The organism is Shewanella sp. AS16, assembly GCF_021412365.1.
GTDB classification, from domain to species: domain Bacteria; phylum Pseudomonadota; class Gammaproteobacteria; order Enterobacterales; family Shewanellaceae; genus Shewanella; species Shewanella salipaludis.
The window spans coordinates 702660-726672 of the sequence record NZ_JAKCLK010000002.1 but is presented as its reverse complement, the minus strand read 5'-3'; the positions used below and the strand labels follow the sequence as shown (position 1 = coordinate 726672).

General features: G+C 55.3%; 22 protein-coding genes. 12 read left to right on the top strand and 10 right to left on the bottom strand.

Annotation, left to right across the window (positions count from 1 at the left end):
- Positions 1-187 precede the first annotated feature (187 nt).
- Positions 188-757 carry a LemA family protein gene (locus tag LZP73_RS07965; protein WP_234234005.1) on the top strand — a complete coding sequence of 190 codons (570 nt, stop codon included), beginning with the start codon at positions 188-190 and terminating at the stop codon, positions 755-757.
- A 210-nt stretch (positions 758-967) separates the two neighbouring features.
- Complete coding sequence (locus LZP73_RS07960) at positions 968-1567, top strand: lytic transglycosylase domain-containing protein (RefSeq protein WP_234234268.1); 600 nt, start codon at positions 968-970, stop codon at positions 1565-1567.
- 28 nt (positions 1568-1595) lie between these two features.
- Here LZP73_RS07960 and LZP73_RS07955 read toward each other — a convergent pair whose 3' ends face one another.
- The gene (locus tag LZP73_RS07955) at positions 1596-2438 is read right to left on the bottom strand and encodes a 23S rRNA (adenine(2030)-N(6))-methyltransferase RlmJ (protein ID WP_234234004.1); all 843 of its coding nucleotides are present in this window, start codon (positions 2436-2438) and stop codon (positions 1596-1598) included.
- Between the two features lie 216 nt (positions 2439-2654).
- On the opposite strand from LZP73_RS07955, the gene LZP73_RS07950 reads away from it, so the two are divergent.
- Positions 2655-3413 (top strand): class I SAM-dependent methyltransferase, encoded by a 759-nt coding sequence (locus LZP73_RS07950; RefSeq protein WP_234234266.1) that lies wholly within the window; start codon positions 2655-2657, stop codon positions 3411-3413.
- A 118-nt stretch (positions 3414-3531) separates the two neighbouring features.
- Here LZP73_RS07950 and amrS read toward each other — a convergent pair whose 3' ends face one another.
- A complete protein-coding gene (gene amrS, locus LZP73_RS07945; RefSeq protein WP_234234003.1) occupies positions 3532-4617 on the bottom strand; it encodes an AmmeMemoRadiSam system radical SAM enzyme in 1086 nt (361 codons plus the stop codon).
- A gap of 60 nt (positions 4618-4677) precedes the next feature.
- Between amrS and amrB the strand changes: the two genes are divergently transcribed.
- Complete coding sequence (gene amrB / locus LZP73_RS07940) at positions 4678-5466, top strand: AmmeMemoRadiSam system protein B (protein ID WP_234234002.1); 789 nt, start codon at positions 4678-4680, stop codon at positions 5464-5466.
- Positions 5444-6025, top strand: a complete 582-nt coding sequence (amrA, locus tag LZP73_RS07935) for an AmmeMemoRadiSam system protein A (RefSeq protein WP_234234001.1) — start codon at positions 5444-5446, stop codon at positions 6023-6025. Before amrB ends, amrA begins: the two co-directional genes overlap by 23 nt.
- Before the next feature lie 307 nt (positions 6026-6332).
- Here the strand turns inward: amrA and LZP73_RS07930 are convergent, their stop codons facing one another.
- Positions 6333-6518 (bottom strand): hypothetical protein, encoded by a 186-nt coding sequence (locus LZP73_RS07930; protein WP_234234000.1) that lies wholly within the window; start codon positions 6516-6518, stop codon positions 6333-6335.
- A gap of 396 nt (positions 6519-6914) precedes the next feature.
- Here LZP73_RS07930 and LZP73_RS07925 point away from each other — a divergent pair.
- From LZP73_RS07925 to LZP73_RS07910, 4 genes are all read left to right on the top strand, one after another.
- A protein-coding gene (locus LZP73_RS07925; protein WP_442800720.1) for an IS3 family transposase occupies positions 6915-8092 on the top strand; the annotation gives its coding sequence in 2 pieces (ribosomal slippage) (positions 6915-7173 and positions 7173-8092; 1179 coding nt in all).
- Between the two features lie 495 nt (positions 8093-8587).
- Positions 8588-9565 (top strand): DUF4917 family protein, encoded by a 978-nt coding sequence (locus tag LZP73_RS07920; protein ID WP_234233998.1) that lies wholly within the window; start codon positions 8588-8590, stop codon positions 9563-9565.
- Positions 9566-9594: 29 nt separating this feature from the next.
- A complete protein-coding gene (locus LZP73_RS07915; RefSeq protein WP_234233996.1) occupies positions 9595-10179 on the top strand; it encodes a hypothetical protein in 585 nt (194 codons plus the stop codon).
- 484 nt (positions 10180-10663) lie between these two features.
- The gene (locus tag LZP73_RS07910) at positions 10664-11710 is read left to right on the top strand and encodes a hypothetical protein (RefSeq protein WP_234233994.1); all 1047 of its coding nucleotides are present in this window, start codon (positions 10664-10666) and stop codon (positions 11708-11710) included.
- Positions 11711-12003: 293 nt separating this feature from the next.
- Here LZP73_RS07910 and LZP73_RS07905 read toward each other — a convergent pair whose 3' ends face one another.
- A complete protein-coding gene (locus tag LZP73_RS07905; RefSeq protein ID WP_234233993.1) occupies positions 12004-12627 on the bottom strand; it encodes a hypothetical protein in 624 nt (207 codons plus the stop codon).
- Positions 12628-13298: 671 nt separating this feature from the next.
- On the opposite strand from LZP73_RS07905, the gene LZP73_RS07900 reads away from it, so the two are divergent.
- The 3 genes from LZP73_RS07900 (at position 13299) to LZP73_RS07890 (ending at position 14927) form a co-directional block, all read left to right on the top strand.
- Positions 13299-13835, top strand: coding sequence for a DUF2087 domain-containing protein (locus LZP73_RS07900; protein WP_234233990.1), 537 nt, complete (start codon positions 13299-13301; stop codon positions 13833-13835).
- Entirely contained in the window at positions 13832-14248 is a 417-nt protein-coding gene (locus LZP73_RS07895) for a GNAT family N-acetyltransferase (RefSeq protein WP_234233988.1), read from the top strand. Before LZP73_RS07900 ends, LZP73_RS07895 begins: the two co-directional genes overlap by 4 nt.
- 205 nt (positions 14249-14453) lie before the next feature.
- Positions 14454-14927 carry a peroxiredoxin gene (locus LZP73_RS07890; RefSeq protein ID WP_169563691.1) on the top strand — a complete coding sequence of 158 codons (474 nt, stop codon included), beginning with the start codon at positions 14454-14456 and terminating at the stop codon, positions 14925-14927.
- Between the two features lie 145 nt (positions 14928-15072).
- Here the strand turns inward: LZP73_RS07890 and LZP73_RS07885 are convergent, their stop codons facing one another.
- The 6 genes from LZP73_RS07885 to LZP73_RS07860 form a co-directional block, all read right to left on the bottom strand.
- Positions 15073-17127 carry a methyl-accepting chemotaxis protein gene (locus LZP73_RS07885; RefSeq protein WP_234233986.1) on the bottom strand — a complete coding sequence of 685 codons (2055 nt, stop codon included), beginning with the start codon at positions 17125-17127 and terminating at the stop codon, positions 15073-15075.
- 131 nt (positions 17128-17258) lie between these two features.
- Positions 17259-18572 carry a two-component system sensor histidine kinase EnvZ gene (gene envZ / locus LZP73_RS07880; RefSeq protein ID WP_234233984.1) on the bottom strand — a complete coding sequence of 438 codons (1314 nt, stop codon included), beginning with the start codon at positions 18570-18572 and terminating at the stop codon, positions 17259-17261.
- Positions 18573-18582: 10 nt separating this feature from the next.
- Positions 18583-19308: an osmolarity response regulator transcription factor OmpR gene (ompR, locus tag LZP73_RS07875; protein WP_169563694.1), complete on the bottom strand. Its 726-nt coding sequence runs from the start codon at positions 19306-19308 to the stop codon at positions 18583-18585.
- Between the two features lie 267 nt (positions 19309-19575).
- Positions 19576-20718: a lipocalin-like domain-containing protein gene (locus tag LZP73_RS07870; RefSeq protein ID WP_234233981.1), complete on the bottom strand. Its 1143-nt coding sequence runs from the start codon at positions 20716-20718 to the stop codon at positions 19576-19578.
- On the bottom strand, positions 20715-23252 hold the full coding sequence (locus tag LZP73_RS07865) for an ABC transporter permease (RefSeq protein ID WP_234233979.1): 2538 nt from the start codon (positions 23250-23252) through the stop codon (positions 20715-20717). The genes LZP73_RS07870 and LZP73_RS07865 overlap by 4 nt, the downstream gene beginning before the upstream one ends.
- Positions 23245-23913 carry an ABC transporter ATP-binding protein gene (locus tag LZP73_RS07860; protein WP_234233977.1) on the bottom strand — a complete coding sequence of 223 codons (669 nt, stop codon included), beginning with the start codon at positions 23911-23913 and terminating at the stop codon, positions 23245-23247. The genes LZP73_RS07865 and LZP73_RS07860 overlap by 8 nt, the downstream gene beginning before the upstream one ends.
- Positions 23914-24013 lie beyond the last annotated feature (100 nt).

Below are 24013 nucleotides of genomic sequence, written 5' to 3'. Positions count from 1 at the left end.
GACATAAGATGCCGAAATAGCGGCGGATAACCCGGCTAAGATGTGATCTGACCAGCATTGGCCTGCGGCCCGGACACTGGACATTTTATCGCCGAAAGGTGAAATTGTTGCCGATTTATGTTTAGCTGTGTCGCTGTTTCACACTAAAAATAACAATAACGAGTGTCACTGAACTAAGGGATTATTGATGGAAGGTCTGTTGTTGGTTTTAGCCCTGGCGCTAATCATTGCCTGCCTCTGGTATGTGAGCCTGATAAAGAAGCGCGACATCGCCAGGGAAGCCCTGTCCGCCATAGATGTCCAGCTTAAAAACCGCGGCGCCCGTTTGCCGGCGATGCTCGAGATAGCCTCTGGCAGCATGAAGGAGGAGCGGCTCCTGCTCGAGGATGTTGCAGAGCTGGAGACCCTGTTGTCCAGAGCCTACGATCAGACCCAGACGGAGGAGATCAGCTTGCATCTGGAGCTGGTCCAGCGACTCAATACCAGGTTGGCGCAGCTGCTTGCCGACATGGACAATTACCCGGAATTGCAATCCGACAACCGGATGTTGGAAGCCATTCAGGCCTATCAGGAAGTCGAAGAGCCGCTGGCGGCCGCCCGGCGTTTCTATAACTCGGCGGTATCCGAATTCAACACTGCGGTCGGCATCTTTCCCGGCTCCATCATAGCCTCGGTGGCCGGGGTCAAGGTATTGCCCTACTATGAAGCCGAAGATGCGCCGAGCACCGCCTTGGATGCGGGCGACTTCATCAATTAGTGAAGGCGTTTGTGCATGGGTTAATACGCCCGCTATGGGCCGCGAGTACGGCCCATAGTCCAGAGATCCCTATCCCAGAGATCCTTATCCCAGAGGTACGGAGTGACTCTTACCATCTCAGCAGCAGGTGATACCCGTTTCAGGTTGCGGCAGGGCAGCGCATTTGCCCGCCTGTGTGCCTGCATTCTCCTGTGCGCCTTAGCGGCCAGCTTGCCCGCCAAGGCGAGTGACTCCCCCGCCAAGGCCGACACGTCGGCACGGCAAAAGATCAAGGTTTACCAATACCGGCACGGCGACGGTCCTATGGTCTTCAGCGACACGCCGCCCGGGGACGGTGACTACAGTTTGCTCCTGTATGACTGTTTCGCCTGCAAGCCGGATTCACGGCTCGACTGGCATAACATTCGCCTGTTCGGCAACGACTACCGCCAGGCGATAGCGCGTGCTGCCCGCAGCAACAAGCTGGAGGCGGCACTCATACGGGCGGTGATCCATGCCGAGTCGGCATTCGACACCAGGGCCCTCTCACGCACCGGGGCCATGGGGTTGATGCAATTGATGCCGGCGACGGCCGAGGCTATGGGGGTGAAGGACGCCTTTCAGCCGGAGCAGAATATTCAGGGGGGCAGCCGCTATCTGGCTAAGCTGTTGCGGCAGTTCGACGGCGACATAGCACTGGCCTGCGCCGCCTACAACGCAGGCCCAACCGCGGTGCGCCAATATCGGGGCGTGCCGCCATATCCAGAGACCCTGGCCTATGTGGAGCGGGTGCAGATCTTGTTGCAGCGCTACCGCAAGTTAGCGACCTAGGGGCGTGCGGTGGGCAGCGCCAGTCTGGCTATTCTCCCACTTCCCATTTTACGCTGACCTTGCCGCCCTGGCGCCCCAGCTTGGTTTGCAGGCAGGCCAGCATTTCGGTGGCAATCTCATCCAGCTGCCATGGCGGATTTATCACCCACAGACCGGCGGCGGTCATGCCGAACTCGTCACTGTCGGCCTCCAGGGCCTGTTCTATCCTCAGTTGACGCTTGATGCCGCTCCGGGCCAGCAGTGACAGCATGGATTCCGTCTGGGCGCGGTCGACCACCGGATACCAGAGCATAAACACCCCGGTGGCGAAGCGCTTGTGGGCCTTGATGATGGCCTGGGCCACATCCTGGTAGTCTGTTTTGATCTCATAACTAGGGTCGATCAGCACCAGGCCACGACGCTCCAATGGCGGCACGGCGGCGATCAGCCCCTTGAGGCCGTCGCCCTTGATCACCTTGACCTGTTTGTCGCCGCTGAAATATTCGTCCAGCAGCAAATAGTCTGTGCCATGCAGCTCGTGCAGCACCATGCGATCTTTTTCCCTCAGCTCCATGTCCACCAGTGCCGGCGAGCCCGGATACAGGCTCAACTCCTCTTCGCCGCCGTTGAAGTGCTTCACCGCCGCCAGGTAGTCCTTGAGCGACTCGGGCAAGTCCGGTTCATTCCATAACTTGGCGACGCCTTCGAGGTATTCCCCCGTCTTCTGGGCAAACTCATCCGTCAGCGCATAGCCACCCGCCCCCGCATGGGTATCTATATACACCAGAGGTTTATCTTTCTTATGCAGTAACTTGAGGGTTTGCAGCAAAATGGCGTGTTTGAGCACGTCGGCATAGTTGCCCGCGTGATAACCGTGACGATAACTTAGCATCTGAATGTCCAGGTGGATGGCGGGCATTACCCGCATGAGTGTGGCAATTATAGGGACTATGGGCTGGCGGGTAAATTGCCCTTTCCATGGCTCAGGCTGGCATGCCGGCTCAAGCCCGGCCAAGCGGCAACCAAATAGCACTCGCGGCGCGGTATTCAGTGTCGCCGGCTTTTGGCATAATGGCCCCAGGCCATTTTTGACAGCAGACACTTAGTGATGTCGATCCACACCCAGATTTTTTTCAATCCCGAGTATCCCACCCTGGCCGACATATGTCGGCGCTGGCAGTTAAGCCTGGATGCCGACGCCGCTTTCGAACTGAGGTTCGAGCAGGATGTCCTTAGCCTGCATAAGCGCGATGAGCCCAAGCTGGACGGCATAGTGGTGGATTTCGTCTCCGGCGCCGTCGCCCATAGGCGCAAGTTCGGTGGCGGCCGCGGCCAGTCCATCGCCAAGGCGGTGGGCCTCAAGCAGGGCGTCAACCCCAGCGTGGTCGATGGCACCGCCGGCCTCGGCCGTGACGCCTTCGTGCTCGCCAGCCTGGGCTGTACTGTGACTATGGTCGAGCGCCATCCTGTGGTGGCGGCCTTGCTGGAAGACGGCCTGCGCCGTGCCTACCAAGATGCAGAGATAGGTGCCTGGATGCGGGAGCGCATGCGTCTGTTTCACGGCTCCAGCCTGGAGGCGTTGGCACAGATGGGCGAAGCCGTTGACGTGGTCTATCTGGATCCCATGTATCCCCACAGGGACAAGTCGGCGCTGGTGAAGAAGGAGATGCGGTTGTTCCAGTCGTTGGTGGGCGCGGATCTCGATGCCGACGGCCTGCTGGCGCCGGCATTGGCGCTGGCCGGCAAGAGGGTGGTGGTCAAACGCCCCGACTATGCCGAAGATCTCGACGGCGTCAAACCCAGCACTGTGATAGCAACCAAGAAGAACCGCTTCGATGTGTACGTCAAGGCAGCCATGAGCCGATAGCGACAGCCATGAGCCGAGGCCCGAGTCAGGTACCGCGATAGCAACCGAGAAGCACAGCTTCGATGACTTAATCAAGGTCCAGGTCAAGGCAGCCATGAGCCGAGAGCCGAGTCCGCTATCAGGCGCCGATGCGCACAGGAATGCGCCGCCGGCCGAAGTGTCCGGGTGGGCCCTCGAACACCCCGGCAACGGCATGGCGGCAATAGTTACAATGGCCATTGTCATCCAGATGGTATTCACCCAGCTGATACCAGTTTCTCTCTATCACCATGGCCTTGCAGTTGGGGCAGTAGGTGCTGTCCGAGCGTACATCGAATACATTGCCGCAATAGACGTAGTGCAGGCCATGATCCAGGGCTATCTTGCGCGCCCGCAACAAGGTGTTGAGCGGCGTCGGCGCCTTGTCCAGCATTTTGAAGTCCGGATGGAAGGCCGAAAAATGCAGCGGTACGTCCGGGCCGATATTCTCCGCTAACCACTGGCACATATTATTGAGTTCTGCCTCGCTGTCGTTCTCTCCCGGGATCAGTAGGGTAGTGATTTCGAACCACACCTGGGTCTCATGCTTCAGGTATTTGAGGGTGTCGAGCACAGGCTGCAGGTGGCCGTGACAATTCTTGTGGTAGAACTCCTGGGTGAAGCCCTTGAGATCCACGTTGGCGGCATCCATGTGGCGAAAGAAGTCGATGCGTGGCTCATCACATATGTAACCTGCGGTCACAGCCACCGCCTTGATGCCTTGCTCGTGGGCGGCCTGGGCGACATCGACGGCATATTCGAGGAAGATCACGGGATCGTTATAGGTGAAGGCTATGCTGTCGCAGCCACTCTGCCTGGCCATCTTCACCAGATCCTGCGGCATGGCGGTATCGCACAGGGTGTCGATGTGCCGTGACTTGCTGATATCCCAGTTCTGGCAAAAGCCGCAGCTCAGGTTGCAACCCGCGGTGCCGAAGGACAGCACGCTGGACCCCGGATGGAAATGGTTGAGGGGTTTCTTTTCTATGGGATCGATACAAAATCCCGACGAGCGGCCATAGGTGGTCAGCACTATTTCCCCCTGATGGTGCATGCGCACGAAGCAGCTGCCGCGCTTGCCTTCTCTGAGAGTGCAGTGATGGGGGCAGAGATCACAGGTGACCCGGCCATCCTCATGTTTATGCCAGTAACGCGTCGGGAAATACTCGGGTGGTACGGTTTTCATGACAATTCTTTCGATCAACATCTAGGCTTTAAGTATAGTAATTCACAGGCCGAGGTGAGCATGAAATACCGACTTCCCGTGGTCTCGGGCAGTTTTTACCCTGAGGAGCCAGATGAGCTAAAGGCGACGCTGGCGAGCCTATTCGCGGGCACCAAGGCAGAGACAGCTGCCGAGGCGCCCAAGGCGCTGATCGTTCCCCATGCAGGTTATTGTTACTCAGGCGAGATTGCCGCCGCCGGCTACGCCAGTCTACGCGGCCCTGAGATGGGGGGCATAGAGCGGGTCCTGTTGCTCGGCCCCAGTCACAGGGTAGGCTTCGAGGGCTGCGCCATCAGCAGTCACCAGTTTTTTTCCACGCCACTGGGCGATATTGGCGTAGATCGCCAGGCTTGTCAGCAGCTGCTGGAAGCCGGGCTGGTTGGTGTGCTGGACCAGGCCCATCAGTGGGAACACTCCCTTGAGGTGCAACTGCCATTTCTGCAATACCTCTTGGCGGACTTTCAGATAGTTCCCCTGGTCGTTGGGCATTGCCGGCCGGAGATCATCGCCGGGATATTGGATATCTTCGCTGCCGATGCCGGGACGCGCTTCATCATCAGCAGCGATCTCAGTCACTACCATAGCGACGCCGAGGCGCGGCGGCTCGATGGCGAGAGTATCGCAAAAATACTGGCACTCAAGCCCAGCCTGCAACCCCAGGATGCCTGTGGCTGTTACGGCATCAACGGCTTGCTGAGTTTTTGCCGCAGGCACCATAACAAGATGACCCTGATTAAAAGCGGCAATTCGGGCGATGTCAGCCGGGACAAAACCAGGGTGGTAGGCTATGCCAGCTTCGCCATGGTTTGAACTCGGGCCAGAGGCGCGTGAGGAATTGAAATCCCTGGTGTGGCGGGTGCTGCACAGCGCGCTGGCGCAAGACGGGAGCAGGCGATTAGTGCTGCCGCCGGCGCCAGAATCGCCGGCCCTGTTGCAGCCGGCGGCGACCTTCGTGACCCTGCACCACAAGGGCGAGCTCAGGGGCTGCATCGGCAGCACCCAGGCCGATACCCAGCTCTGGCAGGACGCCTGCGAACATGCCTATGGCAGCGCCTTCGAGGATCGCCGTTTCCCGCCGCTCAGAAAACACGAGCTCAAGCACTTGAGCGTTGAAATCTCCATCTTGTCGGCGTTGCAGCCGCTTGAAAACCTGGGGGAACAGGCGCTGCTCGCCACCCTCAGGCCAGGAATCGACGGCCTGTTGCTGCACCAATACGGCCGCAGGGCGCTGTTCCTGCCCTCGGTCTGGGACGCCTTACCCGAGCCAGAGACTTTCCTGCAGGCGCTGAAATACAAGGGCGGCTGGCCGCCGGATTATTGGGATTCCACAATCGAAATCGCCAGGTTCCAGACCCTGGTGGTGCGCTGAAATAGCACAAAGAGAATGGGCCTATATCGGCTGACGGCAAGGACAACAGAAGCACTGCCACGTAGGTGACACGCTGCACTATCTTGAAAGAAGGGGTCCCTGTAAGCTCTGCCTCGGCGAAGCACGTCCATATGCTTCACTCCCAGCTCGTCTATTCTGCCTCACGCTCATAAGCTTATCGCTTCGCGATATTCGCCCATTCCTCGGAAGGTCACAGGCGCAATAGTGCCCTCGCCGCTGCACTTGTACCTGTTCCCATTGGCGCAATCCGGGGAGCCGGGTTGCATGCAGTTTGAGATCAATGGGACTAACGACGATTTTCGCGCCAAAGCATGACGGCAAGCAGGGCAGAAAACACGGATACAATGGCACTCGCCCATAACGGCACCGCGACCCCGTTAATTAAGATTGGCCACCCCAGTACAAAACGAATGAACTGCAGAACCGTAACGCATGCAAATACGACAATGGCAATAATAGTGAAGGGCTTCATGGCACTTACTCCGCAGACTGAGTCTGAAGTATGGTACACTTTTCGAAAAAGAGCCTAACGCCAGCATGTTTGTGCTTTGTGCTTTTGGCAAAGTGTCAACAGACATGAAAGGCTGGAAATCTGCTCCCTCTCAGCAAGGAAATCCGGCCACCCATAGGATAAGGTGTGGTCGTCCCCGAAATCTTCAAAAAAACAGGCACGCTTTGCCATCAGTCTGCGCACGCCTTGCTAAAAATTTCATTGAATAAAATCATAAATACCAGTAAGTTGACTGAACCATTTGTAAGTCATAATTGAGATAACAGGCACAGCCATGCAACTGTTGTAGTGGCATACTAAATTTGGCCACCTGATTAGAGGTGATATCATCACTTCTGTATTTAAACAGGTGACACAATGACAAAGAAAACCAGACCAACATACAGCCTGGAGTTTCGACTCGAGGCAGCACAACTGGTCGTTGACCAAAACTACTCAGTAATGGACGCTGCTAAAGCCATGGGCGTGAGTAAATCAGGCATGGAAAAGTGGGTTAGACAGCTCAAGCAAGAACGTATGGGGAGCTCACCCAAAGCCACGCCAATGACGCCAGAACAAATTGAAATTCGTGAGCTGAAGAAGAAAATTGATCGCCTCGAGGAGCATAATGCCATCCTAAAAAAGGCTACCGCTCTCTTGATGTCAGACTCCCTGAACAGTTCTCGTTAGTCGAGAAGCTCAAGCAGAGCCATACGGTAAAACGCATCTGTGAAGTGTTCGGGCTTCACCGAAGTAGCTATAAGTATTGGCGCAGTCGTCCAAAAGCCATTTCACCAGAGAAGGTAAAATTACAAAGTCTGATACGGGAAGCCCATGCAGCGAGCAATGGCTCTGCGGGGGCGAGAAGCGTTGCAGAGATAGTGACGGCTAAAGGGATAAACTTGAGTCGTTATCGCGCGAGTAAGCTGATGAAACAGTTAGGGCTAGTCAGTTGCCAGCAGCCAAAGCATGCTTATAAGAAAGCTGACCGAGAACATGTTGAAATACCCAACCACTTGGCTCGCCAGTTCCAAGTCACTGAGCCTAATCAAGTGTGGTGTGGGGATGTTACCTACATTTGGACTGGTGCCCGGTGGGCCTATTTGGCCGTTGTTATCGACCTGTTTGCTCGCAAGGCGATAGGTTGGGCGATGTCGTTTTCGCCTGACACAAGCTTAACTGGAAAGGCATTATCAATGGCATTTGAGTCACGAGGAAAACCCAAAGGACTCATGTTTCATAGCGATCAAGGCTGTCACTATACGAGTCGTCAATATCGTCAACTACTCTGGCGCTACCAAATAAAACAGAGCTTAAGTCGACGAGGTAATTGTTGGGATAACGCGCCGATGGAGCGCTTCTTCAGAAGTTTAAAAACAGAATGGGTGCCCTCATCAGGCTACACATGCTTTAGTGAAGCTAAAGCATCAATCACGCAATATATCGTTGGATATTACAGCCAGGTCAGGCCGCATCAATATAATGGTGGCCTGACACCAAGTGAGTCGGAGAGAAGGTTCTGGCTTGCGTATAAAACCGTGGCCAAAAAAGGTTGACCACTACACTTTTGGCCGCCTGTTAACTTAATCGTTATGTGGTTCTGATGAGTTATTATCCAGCATTAAAGAGAGCGGAAGCTTTTAGGTTGTCTCTAATTTTAGTTAGTCTATTTTTACCAGTATTTTTGGCTATTCTAATTGGTTGCTTGTTCAATGTTCTCCTTTATGTTTTCATTGGTTTTATTGTTGGCTGCTTAGGCTCTTGTTTTCTCATTAAGCTTATTTGTCAATATATAAAAGTGAAATGTCCAATATGTGATTCAAAGGATGTTAGTGAAAATTATGCAAATAGTCTGCGAGGCTCAAGCTCAAATGTTGAGCATTTGTGTAACTCATGCAAGAGTAAGTTCATAGACGGTCAGCTTGTAGTGGATACCATATAACAAACTAATTAGTAAGGACAAAAAACAGTTGGCTGTTTTCGTTTCTCAACATTTTAGTCAACAACTTTTTGCCCATTATTATGTTTAGGCCCTCAAGGAGATATAGAGCGTGCTCACATTTCAGGAAGCTATTGACACTTTGGATGAAGATGAAAAACCATCCATATTGCTTGCGAACGGGTTCTCTCAAGCTTGGGATGCTGCAATTTTTAACTATGCAAACTTACTTGAAGCGGCAGATTTTGGTGATAGAGAAAGGGTAATCCGGCCGCTATTTGAAAATCTTGGCACATATGACTTCGAATTGATCATGAAGCAGCTGGTTGCAGCGGAAGCCGTTTTGAATGCGTACGGTGCAGGTGAAGAATTAATCCAGAACATCGTGTCGGATAAGGAAGTACTCAAAGAATCCCTTATCACAGCCATCTCAAGTACTCATCCCGACCTTCCTGGTGAGGTTGAAGACAACCAATATGTTGCAGTACGAACGTTTTTGTCTCAGTTCAATAAAATTTTCTCAATAAATTATGATCTCTTATTCTATTGGGCAAGAAATAAATACAACCTCGCTCCAGAGAACTATTCGACTGATGATGGGTTTAGAGCACAGAGGTGCTGGGAAGGATATGGCACCAACCAAGAAGTTCACTTTTTGCATGGTGGCTTGCATATCTACGACACTGGTTCTTATATAAAGAAGCATGCTTGCACCGATGACGGAATAACTATCATTGAACAAGTTAGAAATAATTTAAATGCAGGAAATTTCCCCTTGTTTGTATCTGAACCTACATATCAAAAGAAAAAGCAGAGAATCGATCATAATCCGTATCTAAATTACTGCTATCAAGCATTAGGTGATTTGAGTGGAACACTTTTCATTCACGGGCATTCAATGGATGAAAATGATAAACACATTTTCAATCAAATTAAGTCAAGCCGGGTGTCGAAGATTTTTGTAAGCATATACGGCAACGAAAACACTGAACCCAATACAAGAACTAAAGCAAATGCTCTTGCTTTTTTACAAAGATACGGTGTTGAAGTGGATTTTTATCAAGCAGAGTCTGCCCCTGTATGGGCATAGTAAAATGTTATGTCTTTAGGGGGGGGCGAATGAGTACTATTCCGAAACCATGTGATAAATCAATATCCAAGTATTTGAAGGAATGGGATACGTTGGAGAAATATACTCTACAGGAGAGTTCGCTTGGTAAGCTTTTCCATGTTCACTGTCCAGAGAATAGTGATATTGAAAGTGTTCTTTTAAAAGTCAGTGCGTTAAATGATTTCTACAGTACCAATATTTACGATACATACAAAGTTGCAAAGCATATTTTGAAGCTCAATATAGATGCTAAATTGAAATCCGGCGATCGAACATTGGTCAATGACATAGCATCGGTTAATACAGGAGAAAAGGTTAGAAAGTTTTATTCTTTCGCATCAAAGTACTGTAGTCACCATATGCCAGATGAATTTCCAATTTACGATTCGTATGTAGATAAAATGCTAAGATACTACAGAAAAGTGGATAAGTTTAGTGAGTTTAAAAACGGAGATCTAAAATCATACCCAGCATTCATAAGTGTGATCGAAGCCCTTAGAGATTTTTACAATGTCAATTCATATACTCTGAGGCAACTAGATATATTTTTATGGTTGGCAGGTAAACAATATCTACCGAACAATTACAAATAGCATAACAAACCGCTGCACACAGACACATACTGCTACGTTCGTTTTTGTGTCTGTCGCTGCGCTCCATTTTCACACAAAAACGCTCTCCGCAGTATGTTCAGGTGAGCGAGGCGTCCCCTGTCAATAGGTACAAAGGTGTCAGTGCCGGACATTAAAAAAGCCGGCAAGGACACCCTGGTGAAGTGCTTTTGACAAGTAAGTGTCGGCGGTTGACCTTGTAACATGATCTTTGCTAAAAAGAATGCACCGCGTCGGTTAATTTATCTAAAACCAGAGCAACATCAACAGTGTCCTTGTGTACGTCCAAACCGATTAAAAGTGTGTTAGCTTTAGACATGTCACCCTCCTGTGAATGTTTGCCTATCTATTTTTGCAAATGGCAACAAACAGTGTGGCTCTGGTTTTGCTAACCCACGAGAAAACACGGAGGCCGACACCTGCACAGGGAATCATTATGTCTATACAGTAATAATGGAGTACATATATGGCATTTAGCCCAGTTTTCATTAAGCCAGCAAGACTTACTCGCAAAAGCCCAGATCTTAAAAAATCTAAAGTGTTAAAAAATGCTATGAATAGTGTTGAGACGGCAGTAATTATTGATCTGAATATACTTTCAAAAATGAATCAAGTTGTGAAAGGTGAAATCACTCTCAACGAATCTGGATTAAAAGATCTCGTGAAAACGTTAAACAATGTACGGGGGCTTTGTCTTTCACCTGGTTTTGCATTAAATGAGGCTGAAGCATCATATGTAAGAGAACTATATAATTCATATGAAACTTTTCTGGAGCGTTACTGTCGAGATTACATAGATCACCCTGGTGCAATTAAGACAAAAATTGAGAAAGAAAATGTCGTACAGTTTGAAGAACTATCTGTTGGAGATAGATATGTAAATGCTATTACATATTTGACAATTGTTAAGACTCAATTGATAAGTCGGTCTAGACAGAAAGTATCACCAGAAGAGCAGTTCTATAATCTGTTGAGCTTTTTAGCAGAAAAAGCCGATATAATAGGTGCAGTGGAAGTAGAAGCAGCGAAATATGTATTTTTCAATACTGATGAAGTTAAAGATGTAAAGTTCAGAGCTTATTGTAAGAAGATTAAAGATAATTTTAAAAAGGGCGGAAACTCTTCTGAGAAACTACTAGCAAGGAGTTTAAATGCTGCGAGAGACATTGTTTATTATCGTATTGCTGCTGGACAGCAGAACACATATATAGATGGGAAGATGCAAGATTGTTGGTTACTAACTGCAGATGATGGTTTGGCTAATCTTACTAACTCCATTTACTTTGTTCCTCAAGAAAATGGGGAGGATTCTAAATATGTAACCTTTCAAAGAAATAAAGAGCAAGAAAAATCTGAATATTGGCAGTATTGTGACCATTTATTAGAGAAAACAATTCAAGAAAGGCGTCGAGAAAGCTCTGCATTTACTGAATCAGATTTTGAGAAACTCTTTGAAGTTATTAATGAGCTAGAGCTAGGAATCAAAGAGCTATTTACCGAACCTGCTGTATAACAAATAAGGACAGACTGTGTGCAGTCGCGACCTTATCCCAAGCGTTGAACATGCCCGAGTGCCAACTTATTACGTAAATAGCCGTCCCGTGAACAATTAACAACAAACCAAATATAAATCAATAATATAATGCGCTTACGGTTTGCGTTCAAGTGTCGGCAAGTTACCTTATCGGGAAATGGCTGACAAGGCATAGATCTCAGATCTTCGATGATTGGCCTGATTTACTAGTGGAGCAGGCCGGTCAACCTCGAGTCGACCGAGCCCATTAGAGTGCGTTGCAGGGTGCGCAGCTACAGAGCAACGACTTTTGTCACAGGTCCCTCTCCATTGGGATGTTCGAGGGGAATAATTTGCATTGTGAGGTCTATGTAGTCATTCCCCAGGCCGGTATACGCCCTGTTCACGTGATAGGGTACTTGATGATCCCGCAGGAAAGTTCCCTCTATTCTGTACAATTCGTCGTCTTTGTTTTGCTTCAGCTCCCCGGCTACCAACTGGGTGAGTTCTTTCAAAATGCCCAGAATCGCGGCAGAACCTGGATTGGCAGAAACTATGGCGCCTACGCCAAGTTCAACCGCTTTACTGTCAACAATCTCGGCAATTCTCCCCCCAAGTTCCTGCATGTCGCTGTCACTTTCCATTATCAGTACAGATAAGGCGACAAATTGACCTGGGTTCTTTGGCCCATAGAGCAGATGGCCATCACCGAGCATCTTCACTTTGCCGCCAACGGCCACCTTGGGAAACGGCATAATATTAAAGTCGATTTTGGGGTTATTGGAACCATGCTCGTCTATCGCCAATGAAACAATATAGGGTTCATTGTATTTTCCAAAGATGCCATCGGCACTTTTCTTGAGGGTAAACTCTGTGATTGTTATCGCAATTTTGTCCGTGCTTGGGTTGAACGCCATAGTCTTTCTCCTTTAGTTAATGGCCAGCTAAGAAAATCTAGTCGATTTTGAGCCACCTGCCAGAAAAATCCTATGACCACATTTGAGTCAAACCAGATCGCCGCAAAGTGAACGGCAACAGTAGAAACTTTCAGGACCAAGATAAAAAATCAATAGCATGGCAACTTCCCCCATGTTCGAAGGACATGTCCTCCAACCTTACTTCCACCGCCTGGATGTCATCCATGAGCCTATCGGCGCAGGCAGAGTCAGACTCATGGCCTTCGGCGAGAGGGAGTTCGCCGTAGAGCATCCAGGGATGGACTCGCTGCGTGCCATGGGGAAGACGCTGCCTAAGGCAGAAATACTTCGGCTCCTTGAGATAGGTAGCGATAAAGCCAGCAGTTCTATAACTCTCAACTCAAAGCCATTATCGGCTAAGCCGCTGCTCTCTGCTTGGCTTCCCCGTTTGACTTGTCATTATAATTTGCATGGCTAATAATGAGCGTCGGTCGGCAGTTCACCCAGGCATCGCCGCCGCGGTTTTAATCCGCGGAGCTAAACCTGCTGAAACAAATCAAATTCAGGTACTTGCTATGGGTGTGCCTTTGTCATAAGTCGGCGGTCGGTGGCTCTGTTTGCGAGGCAAACAGACAACTTAGGTGTAGGCACCCTGATAACGGGTATCCACTATGACAAAACAAATTATCCCTTTTAGCTGCGACGATATTTCTGCGCTGGCTAAATCTTTGCGCAAGCAACTCCAAAGCTGTGACAGCTTTCCCTCCCACGTCGATATGCTCAATATCCTCGCCAAGGCGGCCGGATATGCCAATTACCAAGATCTACGCCAGGCCACAGAGGCCACGGGTGCCGCTGCCGAACGGGAGCAACTGGAAATCGCTATTCCCGGCAAACTCAAGCCTTTCATGACCCAAGACTATATGCTGCGCGCCTGGCCTGTTAAACGCGCCATCCAGGACCTTAGCCTGTGGTTCTTTTGGTGCCGATTTCAGTACCAGCAAGCTTACGGTGAGTCCGAAGTCAATGAGGTGATTAAGGGTTTCCTTGGCTTTGCGGATTTTGCGCTGATCAGGCGCGAACTCTGCAACCACAAGCTATTGAAACGCACCGACGATGGCCGGCATTACTGGCGGGCAGCGGCCAAACCACCTGCAGAGCTGCATCTACTTGCCGACGTCTGGCCAGGTAAGGAGAATTGCGCATGAATATGGAAGTGATCAATGAAGCAGATCCCACAGTCCTCAATGCACTGGTCGAGGGGGGGCGGCAGCATCTCCATGAGCAGATGGGCACAGAGACGACCCAACCCCTGACCTTGGTTGCCAGAGACCGGGATGGCAACCTTATCGGCGGCGTGTCGGGGCGCACTATCTACAGAAACTTTCTGATTGAGGTGGCCTGGGTAGCCAAAGACCAGAGGAACACAGGGCTTGGCCGCAAGCTGATGGCGAGGGCAGAGGCAGAAGCCAGAAACAGGGGCTGCCTCGTAGCCCAGGTGGACACCTTATCTGTCCAGGCGCCCGGTTTTTATCAGAAGCTGGGGTTTGCCACTGTGGGGACAGTGCCCGGCTTTGAGGGAAGTCCGGCACGGCATTTTCTGCTGAAGCAATACCTGTGATCCCTAGAGTGCGGGAGGTCGGAAGCAAGCAGGACGCTTTGACCTTAGGCTCCTTGCCTCTGGCTCAAGGCGAAACCGGATTTCATTCGCCTTGGCAAAGCCTTAGTTTCTTTCCGTGTTTATTCGCCGCAAATGCGGCTAGACTCTGGGTTCATACCAGGAGCAGGTCTGCTGCTTCCTCGAACCTCTAATTAAGGATTGGATCATGATTGCACAAGGTCAAAAATTACCCGCGGCGACGCTCGCTCAGCTCACCAAAGACGGTATGGTTAACCATCAGGTGACCGAACTGTTCGCCGGTAAGAAAGTGGTGCTGTTCGCGGTTCCCGGCGCCTTCACTCCCACCTGCTCAGAGGCACACCTGCCGGGCTATGTGGTGTTGGCCGATGAGTTCAAGGCCAAGGGCGTGGATATCATCGCCTGTGTGGCGGTCAACGATGCCTTCGTGATGAAGGCCTGGGGTGAGGCGCAAAACGCCGGCGAGATAATGATGTTGGCCGATGGCGATGCCAGTTTCACCAAGGCGCTGGGGCTGGAGATGGATACCGCAGCGTTCGGCGGCGTGCGTTCACAGCGCTATGCCATGATAGTGGAAGATGGCGTGGTGACTCAGCTGAACGTCGAGGCGCCCAAGTCGTTCGATGTCAGCAAGGCAGAGGTGGTGTTGCAGAGCCTGTAAGGGCTGGCAAGGCAAATAGTCAACGGCGACTCGGGTCGCCGTTGTTGTTTCTGTTCTCTGCTCTCTATTCTCTATTCCGGCTCTTTCGACTCTTTTGGCCCAGGGCCCCACAGACTCGGGCCCACAGGAACTTGGCTAAACCCGACTAGGCGGCCTTGACCGTGCCGACCAGTTGCGAGAGTTTGGCGACCGCGCTTGGGCCGCCCGGCTGTCCGATGGCCTGAACCTCTGGCATTGTCCGCTCCGTTGCCGGCTTGTCTATCCCCAGGCTCAGCTCTATGTCCTCGACGCTCTGCTGTACTTCATTGGCTATGGTCCGGGTCTGCGCCGCGGCGCCGCTGGCGTGTTCCCTCAGGCTGTCCATGGCCGAGGTGAACTCATCCAGGTGGCTGACCTGATCCCTGGCGTTGGCCGAGCCCTGCTGGGCCGTGGTGGCCATCTCGCTGGCCTGGGCCTGGACATCCTGGGCCATCTGCCACAGGCTTTGGGCCCTGGCCTTCTGGCTGTCGGTGGCCTCTTCTATGCCCACCATGCTCTGCTCCAGTGCCTGGTTCGACTGGGTCAGACGATTGAGTATGGTCATAATCTCCTGCAGGGAAACCTGGGTGCGCTGGGACAAGTTGCGCACTTCGTCGGCGACCACGGCGAAGCCGCGGCCCTGTTCCCCGGCGCGGGCAGCCTCGATGGCGGCGTTTAGTGCCAGCAGATTGGTCTGCTCGGCGATATTGCCTATCACGTCTATGATCTTGGACACGTCCGTGACCGAGGTGCTCAGGCTGGTCAGCGACGAGTGGCACTCGATCACGGCTCGCTGGGTCTCTTCGGTGGCGCCGAGCACCGCCTCGGCTTCGGCCTGGCTCTGTTGCATGTGGGCCATGGTTTGGGCGGCGCTCTGTTCCACCAGGGCCGAGGTGGCGCTGACTTCCAGTGCCAGGGTGCGGATTTGTCCCGTCTGCGCCTGGGCGACATCGACGATCGTCTGGGTCTGCTCCGTGCTGCTGGAGATACTATCTATCCTGGACACGAGCTGGCTCAGGGAGCGGGATACCCTGGTGATCTGTTGGCGTTGCTGCTCGTCCTCGGTTTCGAACCTTTGCAGCAATTGATTGAAATGGCCGGCGATCTGCCCGGTTTCACAGCGCCTGTCTATGGTGAGGCGCTCGCGGCTGTTGGACTCGCTCAGTTTCATGAAGGCGCGGTTGAGACGTCGCAGCGGGGTGACTACCCTCTGCTGCTGCAATACCAGATAGACGACGGCGAACAGGGCTATGATGGCCACCATGCCATAGAGTATGAGTTGCAGCTCCGACTTGAGCGCCTGGTTCTTGTCGGCCTGACTCTGTCCAAGGGCGATAAGTTGCTGTTCTACCTCGGCTATGGCTTGGATCAGCTGCTGCTGGATCTGTTGGTTATTGTCCATCAGCCTGTGGCTGTTGCTCACTTCCTTGCCATAGCGCTGGCTCAGGCTGAGGAGCTCGGCCCTGTCGTCCTCGCCGACTTCTATCTGCTCGGCTTCGGCATCCCCCAGGGCAAATTCATCCACTTCCCCCTCGCGGTACAGGCCTATGAGCGCGAGGGCATCCAGGCTGTCGTGCCATTGCGTCAGCTCGGCTATGGTGTTGTCCAGCATGGCCTTGAGCTGTTGCTCCTTGCCAATCAGGTAAGCGTCTGTGAGTTGCGACAGTTGATAGACCAGGGGCGGCAGGGCGCGGCTGAGTCGGCGGTATTCCTGTGCCAGCGCCGGGTTTTGGGCCTGGCCCTGATCGGCATAGTCGGCGAGGCGAGCGTTATAGGCGAGCATTTCAGATTCGGCATGGGCCAGCAACTGCCTGGGGTTACCCGCCAGCTTGCCGGCGGCGCGGTACTTGGTATTCAGGTCGGCTATCAGAGCCGTCAGTTTTGCCTGCACTTCCCGGGCATAGTCAGTTGCGTCCCCTTGCTGCAGGCCGCTCAGTTGGCTATCTATGTCGCTGAGTCGATTCTTGGCCTGTTCCAGCAGGCTGGCATTGCCGCTGGCCAGATAGGCATCGAGATCCCTGCGGACCCCCACCAGAAACGCCTGCTGCACCCCTTGCAGCATGTGGGACTGGGCTTCTATCTGTTGACGCTGGTCACTGCTCCAGAGCACGACGGCCGCCAGAGAGCCTGCCAGCAGCAAGAGTAGGGCGGAAGCCGAGAGGGAAAGCGTCGAAATTTTCATCTGATAAGTGTCCATGCCACAGAAGTTGGCGATAGGATATTAAGCTTTGATGACAGTTAGATGACATGGATGGGAGATTAAAATGAATACTCTTCAGGCTGAAATTCGATCTATTCGAATCGAGTAAAAACTCAGTCCAGCGGCAGCCAGACCTGGGCTTTCAGGCCGCCTTCCGGCCTGTTGGTGAGCACCACCTTGCCCAGGTGGCGGTCGACTATGCGCTTGATGATCGCCAGCCCCAGGCCCGAGCCCACGCTGCCGCGGGCGCTGTCGCCCTGGGTGAAAGGTTGGAATAATTTGGGGATCTGTTTCTCATCTATGCCGGGGCCATTGTCTTCGACGCTGAAGCCGAGGCGCTTGCCGTCGAACTGGGAGCCGATACGTATCCAATTGTTGCCATAGCGATAGGCATTTTCCACCAAGTTGCTCAGCACCCGCTTGATGGCCACGCCCTGCATCAGCACGGCCGGGCAGTCGGCCAGGTCCAGCTCGATCTGGATGCCGCGGTTGGCCTCGGCCTGGACCAGGTCCCGGATCAGGCTGTTGATCTGGACAGGCTCGCGGCCGGCCTCCTGATCCTGGCGTATATAGGCGATGAACTGATTTATGATGGCATCCATGTCTTCTATGTCGTTGACTATGCCGTCCCTGAGGTAGGCATCCTCTTCGACCATCATCTCGGACGCCAGGCGGATGCGCGTCAGCGGGGTGCGCAGATCGTGGGAGATCCCCGCCATCAGCAGGGCCCTGTCCTGCTCCAGTTGCTGCATGCTCTGGGCCATCTGGTTGAAGGCGCTGGTCACTTCGATAAGTTCGCTGGAGCCGTTGAGGGGCAGGGGCTCGGGGAAGTCGCCGCGGGAAACCGAGATCGCCGCCTTCTGCAGCCGCCGCAGGGGGCGGTTTTGCTGGCGGGCGAACCACCAGCCGCCGGCGACACTGAGGGCACCTATCACCATGAGGTACAAGGTCAGGGGCGACAGCGCCGACTCATAGCCGGTCAGGGGGACCTTGATCCATACAGAGGGGGCCTGGGGCGGGCGTATCCACACCTGGATCTCGCTGCCCTGGGTCATGCGTACTTCGGCCTCGCCCCCCAGGTATTCCGACATCTGGGAGGAGAAGAAACCGTAATAGGTCGCCCGGTCGACCCCGGCTTCGCGCGCCTGTTTCTGGTTATACACATGCATGCCGTCGTCGCGGACCTTGGCATTGAGGGCATCGACCATGGTCAAATGCTCGCGGCCTATGTCGACACCATCGACGAACAACAGCTTCACCTGGCGGGCGATCAGCTGGTTGATCTGCTGGTAGCTGGGCTTGATCACATATACGGCCACCGACAGGTAGGACACCAGCTGGTTGATCAGCAGCAGGCAGCCGATCAGCATCACAGTCTGGCTGAAGGCACTGCGTGGCAGCAGCTTACGCCACCAGGAGAAGCTCATCTGTGTGGGCTCACTTACGGGCGGCACCGTCCGGGACGAACACATAACCCAGGCCCCAGACGGTTTGAATGTAGCGGGGGTTGGCGGCATCTTTCTCTATCAGGCGGCGCAGCCGCGAGACCTGCACGTCGATGGAACGTTCCAGCGCCGAATAATCCCGGCCGCGGGCCAGGTTCATCAACTTATCCCGCGACAGCGGCTCCCGCGGATGGCTGACCAGCACCTTGAGCACGGCAAATTCACCGCTGGTGAGGGAGATAGACTCTTCGCCATGATGCATCTCCCGGGTCGCCAGGTTGAGGGCAAACTCACCGAAGTGGATCTCTTCCTCCTGTTGCGCCGGTGCGCCCGGCACTTCCTGGGTCTGGCGGCGCATCACCGCCTTGATCCTGGCCAGCAGTTCCCTGGGATTGAAGGGCTTGGGCAGATAGTCGTCGGCGCCCAGCTCCAGGCCTATGATGCGATCGACTTCGTCGCCTTTGGCGGTCAGCATCACTATGGGGATGGGGTTGCCCTGCTGGCGCAGGCGTCGGCAGATAGACAAGCCATCTTCGCCCGGCAGCATGAGATCCAACACCAGCAAGTGGAAATTTTCCCGCTCCAACAACCTGTCCATCTGCTCGGCATTGGCGGCGCTGCGCACCTGATAGCCTTGCTCCATCAGATAACGTTCCAGCAAGGCCCTGAGCCGCATGTCATCATCGACGACGAGAATTTTAGAGGTTTCTTGTCCCATGGAATTTCCTTGTTGCTTATTGGCGGTAAACTAGGACCAACTGGCTGATATTGAAACGGATCCGTCTAATATAGCCGCTTTCAGCGGCGGCCGACAGAGGCGAATTTATCTCCTTGCCGCGCAGCATAGAGTGCCTCGACGGCGGCTCGTTTGTAACGCATTGATTTTTATTTATTATATTAAACTCGGCTGCGCTCGCCAGTAAAATTGTAACTAAATTGCCGGGTCGGTTTCGGCCATTCTTACCTGCATGGGCCCGGTCCGGTTTCAGTCATAGCCGGTCAGCTCAAGATAACCCAGGCCACTCTGGCTGCCGGTTATTGTTATGGGGCCCTCCCAGTAGCTCAGGCTCAGTGGCATGGCGGCAGCGGGATTCAAGGGGGTGATACTCAGATCCAGGGCTTCGCTCGGGATTTGCAGGCGCCAGCTCACTGGATACTTGCCCGAGGGCGTCTGCTGCCAGCGCCTGGCCTCGAGCCTGATGTCCCCTGGGGCTATGGCGTGGCCGCTGCCATCCTTGAACATGCGTCTGGCGCTGTAGAAGTCCTGCTCACCCCGCAAGCGGTACAGCATGAGGGCGCTGCCATCCTCCAGCCTGAGGGCAAACCAGTCCCAGCCCTCTTGTTCCCGGGTCAAGAGCTGCGAGCTCCACTCCCTGTCCAGCCAGGCCTGGCCCCGGACCCCCACTCTGTTGCCGTCGAGCTCGACCCAACCTTCGACCTCGATGAAAGGCTGGCTGTAGTAATAGGAGGCCAGTTTGGCATCGGCCCGCTTGATGCTGTAGCCCTGCTCCCCCTGAAGTTGCAAGGGCGCGCCGCTCTGCAGGGATAAGCTGTAACCGAAGTCGTCGGCGGCGACTGTCAGGCGGGCGGGAAACAGGCTGGCTCCCTCACTCTGCCAGCGCCAGTCGTCCAGGCTGACGCTCAGGGGCGAGGCAGAGACGCCCGCCAGTGCCGGGTGGCCGCGGGACCATTTTTCCTGGGCCTGGTGTCTGTGTTTGCCTGTCACCGCCGCGTGGGCGGTATAGAGCTGGCGCGTCTGCCAGGCCGAGACCTGGCTGGCAACCTGCCCAGGTTGAATGCCGGGGGCGGGCAGGGGCGTGCCGGCCGGCGCCAGCGCCAGCCGAAACTGGGTCCACTGCAGCCCCAGGGGGTCGCCCTGGTCCGTGGTGAGGTTGGCGGTCAGATACCACCACTCGATCCTGAAGTTTTCATGGGCCAGATGATCCGCCGGGAAGCTCAGGGTACGCCCGGGAAGGACAGGGCTGAAACCTGCTCCGGTTCCCGCCTCAGCCCCCGAGCCTGGCTCCAGCTGGTTTAATGGGGTTTGTTGCCGCTCCGGCGCCGGCTGGCAGCCCAACAACAGCATGCCCAGCAGTGGCAGCCATAGCAGTGTCGATATCTGTTTCATCTGGTTTCCTGCTGCAGGCTGTGGATCAGGGGCCTGCGGGTTTGCCAATAGAGCGGCAGGGCGACGGCCAGGGCGCTGACGCCGAGGGCAACGGTCAGCATGCGGCCGGCGGCCTGCCAGTCCCATCTCATGGGGATGCTCCAGCCGAAAGCCTGGGGCGTCACCTTGTCCAGCAGCAGATAGCCGAGCGCAGCGCCGCTCGGCAAGGCCAGCAGGCCGGTCAGCAGCACTATCAGCAGCATCTGCAGCAATACCGCCAGTCGCAGTTGCCGGCGACTGACGCCCAGGGCGCTGAGGCAGGCGAGTTGCGGCTGGCGTGACTGGGTCAACATGAGGCAGGCACTGAACAGGCCTATGGCGGCCACCAGCAGTGTCAGGCTGTTGAGGGCCGAGGTGATGGAGAAGGTGCGGGAAAACAGCGCCATGGCCCGGCGTTTTATCTCATCCCGGCCGAAGATGGCGGCGGCGGGGAAATGCAGCTCGTTTTGCAGCCGCAGCGCCAGTTCTGTGGCGTCGCCCGCGTAGCTCAGTGCCAGGCCGCCGGGTAGGTCGCTCAGCCCCAGGCGTTGCCAGAGCCCATGGCTCATGATGACCTCACCTATGGGATCGCCGTAATCGTAGAACACGGCGCCTATGCGCAGCCCGGCCCGGGCATCTGAGCGCACGCCGGCATTCATGTCGGTCAGCGGCAAGCTATCCCCTGGCTTGAGCCCATGTTTGATGGCCATGGGCTCGCTTATCATCAGCAGCTCGCCCGCCTCGAAGCCGGCCCAGAAGTCCGGCAGCCGCTCCTTGAACAGGCTCATGCGCCTGAGGGAGGCGGGATCCCGGCTGACGAGTGACACCGGCGCCCCCAGATATTGGCCCGTGACCCCCCATTGTTTATAGATGGCCCTGACCTTTGGGTCCCGCTGCAGATAGGCCTCGAGTCCTGTTAGCTCCCCGGCGGCGGGGCGCAGATACAGGTCCGCATGCAGGCGCACATCCAGCCATTGCCTCAAGGTGTGCTCGAAACTGCCCACCAGGGTATTCATGGCGATATTGGCGCTCAGCGCCAGCAGCATGGCCATCATGGCGAGGGAGAGGGGGGCGACCAGTTGCCGGGTTTCGGCCAGGATATAGCGCCACAGTCCCGGGGGCGCCAGCGCACTCAGGCGCGCCGTGGCCAACTGCAGGGCACTGGGCAAGGCCAGCGGGATGGCGATCGCCAGCAGGCCCATGAGCAGCAGGCCATGTTCGAATGTCCGGCTGAAGGGCAACAGGAGCGCCACCAGGCAGAACAGGCCCAGCGCCAGCCACAACTGGTGCCTGTGGCGAACGAACGCCGTGCTCAGCTGCAATTCCCGCCCGGCGCTGCGTGCCAAGGGTTGACCTATGAGGTGCAGATAGAGCGGCACACAGGCAAGGATCGAGGCGCAGAAGGTCAGGGCGACGCCCTGGGCCAGCCATTGCCACTGCCAATGCCCAGGCATCAGTCTGGCGCCGTAGAGCTGTTCCAGGGTGCTGGCCACCATGGGCTGCAGGGCTTGGCTCAGCTGCAGGCCGAGAATGAAGCCGAGCGAGGCCCCCAGCAACACCAGCAGGAATAACTCCCCCAACAGCGCCAGCAGCAGCGCCTGTCTCTCTATTCCCAGCTGCAGCAACTGCACCAGCAGCCGCTGGCGTTTCATCAGGCTGTAGCGCACGCCGTTATAGGCGATGAACAGCCCGACCACGAAGGCCAGCAGGCTCATGGCCTGCAGGTTCAGATGAAAACTGCGGGTCAGGGCCGTCAGCTCCTGGCCCTTATCCTGTTTCAGCAGCCGGACGCCGCTTGCCTGCGCCAGATGGGGGCGGATCTCATCAAGCTCGTCATAGAAGAGGGCGATATAGCTGAGCCGGCCGGCTTGCTTGAGCAGCCTCTGTGCCAGTGAGATATCCGTCAGCCAGGCGCTGCCGAGCCCTAGGGCATCATCGACCGCCACTACCGTCAGTGTGACGCCCGCCAGCTCGACGGTGCCACCCGGGGCATGGCGACGAGCCTGGGACCGGCTCATGAGCACCAGGGGCTCGCCCGCCAGCAGACGGGCCAGCGGCAGCCGCTGGTCGCGCGCCAAGAGATAACCCGGGGCCTGCTGCCCGCCTTGGGCGCCCCCCAATGCCATGGCGGCCACCAGATCGCTGCCGTTGAGCTCCCTGAGTTCACCCCGGCCATCCAACACTCGCCCCTGGAGCACGGCAAGGGCGCGGGAGAGGCCGGACCGGCGTAAGCGGAAATAGAGGTTTTCATCCAGCGTCCGGTTGCCGCCGGCGGGCAGCAGGTTGTAGCCCGCCCTCCGGCTCAGCAGTTCTGTGGCCTCGGCATAGCTGCGGATGGCGTTGTCATTGATGGCCCTGACCCCGGTCAGCAGGCTGACCGCCAGCACCAGCCCCAGGAGTATGGCGCCCGCCTGCAGCGGCACCTGGCGGTAATGGGCCAGAAAGACCCGCAGACATTGCCGGCTGGATTGCAGCAGCTTAGGCTCTATTGGGGGCTGGCGCAGGGTTTTACTCATGAATGGCGCCCAGCTCCAGGCGCCAGCGGCGGCGCATGAAGTCGGCACAGGCCTGGCTATGGGTCACCAGCAACACCGTGGTGGCGGCTTCTTCGGCCAGCTCGCACAGCAGCGCCATCACTTCCTGGCCGGCCGCCGCATCCAGGTTGCCGGTCGGCTCATCGGCGAGCAGCAGCCTGGGTTTATGGGCCAGGGCCCTGGCGATGGCGACCCGCTGCTGCTGGCCGCCGGAGAGATGTTCCACCTTCCGCTCCAGCAGCGGCGCCAGCCCAAGCCGGCTGACCAGATGATCGCACCAGGCATTCCATGGCTGGTTGATGAGGTGCAGGGAGAAGGCGATGTTGTCGGCCGCATTCAGGGGGGTAAGCAGGTTGAATTGCTGGAACACCATCCCCAGCTGTTGGCGGCGGAAGGCGCTCCACTGGCGGTCACGCCAGCCGTCGGTGGCCTGTTGCTCGAACAGCACCCGCCCCGAGTCGGGGCGCTCGAAACCTGCGATCAGGTTGAGCAGGGTGCTCTTGCCGCTGCCGCTGGGCCCCTGCAGCGCCACTGTGTCGCCCGGCTGCAGCTGCAGCTCGACCCTGTCCAACACCTTGTGGTATTGATCCCCGTCGCTGAACCCCTTGGTCAGTTGCGATAATTCGACTATAGGTGCCTTCATCTGAGGTGCCTTCATCTGGACTCCCGCTCGCCTGCGGCATCTTGGGTATGCTGAAAACCAGCATACCCAAGATTAGCCAATTTGGCAGCCAAACGGATGA

What these genes read in the sequence shown, in the direction of transcription:
- LZP73_RS07965 (WP_234234005.1), top strand. Translation starts at nt 188, where the DNA reads ATGGAAGGTCTGTTGTTGGTTTTAGCCCTGGCGCTAATCATTGCCTGC.
- LZP73_RS07955 (WP_234234004.1), bottom strand. Translation starts at nt 2,438, where the DNA reads ATGCTAAGTTATCGTCACGGTTATCACGCGGGCAACTATGCCGACGTG.
- LZP73_RS07950 (WP_234234266.1), top strand. Translation starts at nt 2,655, where the DNA reads ATGTCGATCCACACCCAGATTTTTTTCAATCCCGAGTATCCCACCCTG.
- amrS (WP_234234003.1), bottom strand. Translation starts at nt 4,617, where the DNA reads ATGAAAACCGTACCACCCGAGTATTTCCCGACGCGTTACTGGCATAAA.
- amrB (WP_234234002.1), top strand. Translation starts at nt 4,678, where the DNA reads ATGAAATACCGACTTCCCGTGGTCTCGGGCAGTTTTTACCCTGAGGAG.
- amrA (WP_234234001.1), top strand. Translation starts at nt 5,444, where the DNA reads ATGCCAGCTTCGCCATGGTTTGAACTCGGGCCAGAGGCGCGTGAGGAA.
- LZP73_RS07930 (WP_234234000.1), bottom strand. Translation starts at nt 6,518, where the DNA reads ATGAAGCCCTTCACTATTATTGCCATTGTCGTATTTGCATGCGTTACG.
- LZP73_RS07915 (WP_234233996.1), top strand. Translation starts at nt 9,595, where the DNA reads ATGAGTACTATTCCGAAACCATGTGATAAATCAATATCCAAGTATTTG.
- LZP73_RS07910 (WP_234233994.1), top strand. Translation starts at nt 10,664, where the DNA reads ATGGCATTTAGCCCAGTTTTCATTAAGCCAGCAAGACTTACTCGCAAA.
- LZP73_RS07905 (WP_234233993.1), bottom strand. Translation starts at nt 12,627, where the DNA reads ATGGCGTTCAACCCAAGCACGGACAAAATTGCGATAACAATCACAGAG.
- LZP73_RS07900 (WP_234233990.1), top strand. Translation starts at nt 13,299, where the DNA reads ATGACAAAACAAATTATCCCTTTTAGCTGCGACGATATTTCTGCGCTG.
- LZP73_RS07895 (WP_234233988.1), top strand. Translation starts at nt 13,832, where the DNA reads ATGAATATGGAAGTGATCAATGAAGCAGATCCCACAGTCCTCAATGCA.
- LZP73_RS07890 (WP_169563691.1), top strand. Translation starts at nt 14,454, where the DNA reads ATGATTGCACAAGGTCAAAAATTACCCGCGGCGACGCTCGCTCAGCTC.
- LZP73_RS07885 (WP_234233986.1), bottom strand. Translation starts at nt 17,127, where the DNA reads ATGAAAATTTCGACGCTTTCCCTCTCGGCTTCCGCCCTACTCTTGCTG.
- envZ (WP_234233984.1), bottom strand. Translation starts at nt 18,572, where the DNA reads ATGAGCTTCTCCTGGTGGCGTAAGCTGCTGCCACGCAGTGCCTTCAGC.
- ompR (WP_169563694.1), bottom strand. Translation starts at nt 19,308, where the DNA reads ATGGGACAAGAAACCTCTAAAATTCTCGTCGTCGATGATGACATGCGG.
- LZP73_RS07870 (WP_234233981.1), bottom strand. Translation starts at nt 20,718, where the DNA reads ATGAAACAGATATCGACACTGCTATGGCTGCCACTGCTGGGCATGCTG.
- LZP73_RS07865 (WP_234233979.1), bottom strand. Translation starts at nt 23,252, where the DNA reads ATGAGTAAAACCCTGCGCCAGCCCCCAATAGAGCCTAAGCTGCTGCAA.
- LZP73_RS07860 (WP_234233977.1), bottom strand. Translation starts at nt 23,913, where the DNA reads ATGAAGGCACCTATAGTCGAATTATCGCAACTGACCAAGGGGTTCAGC.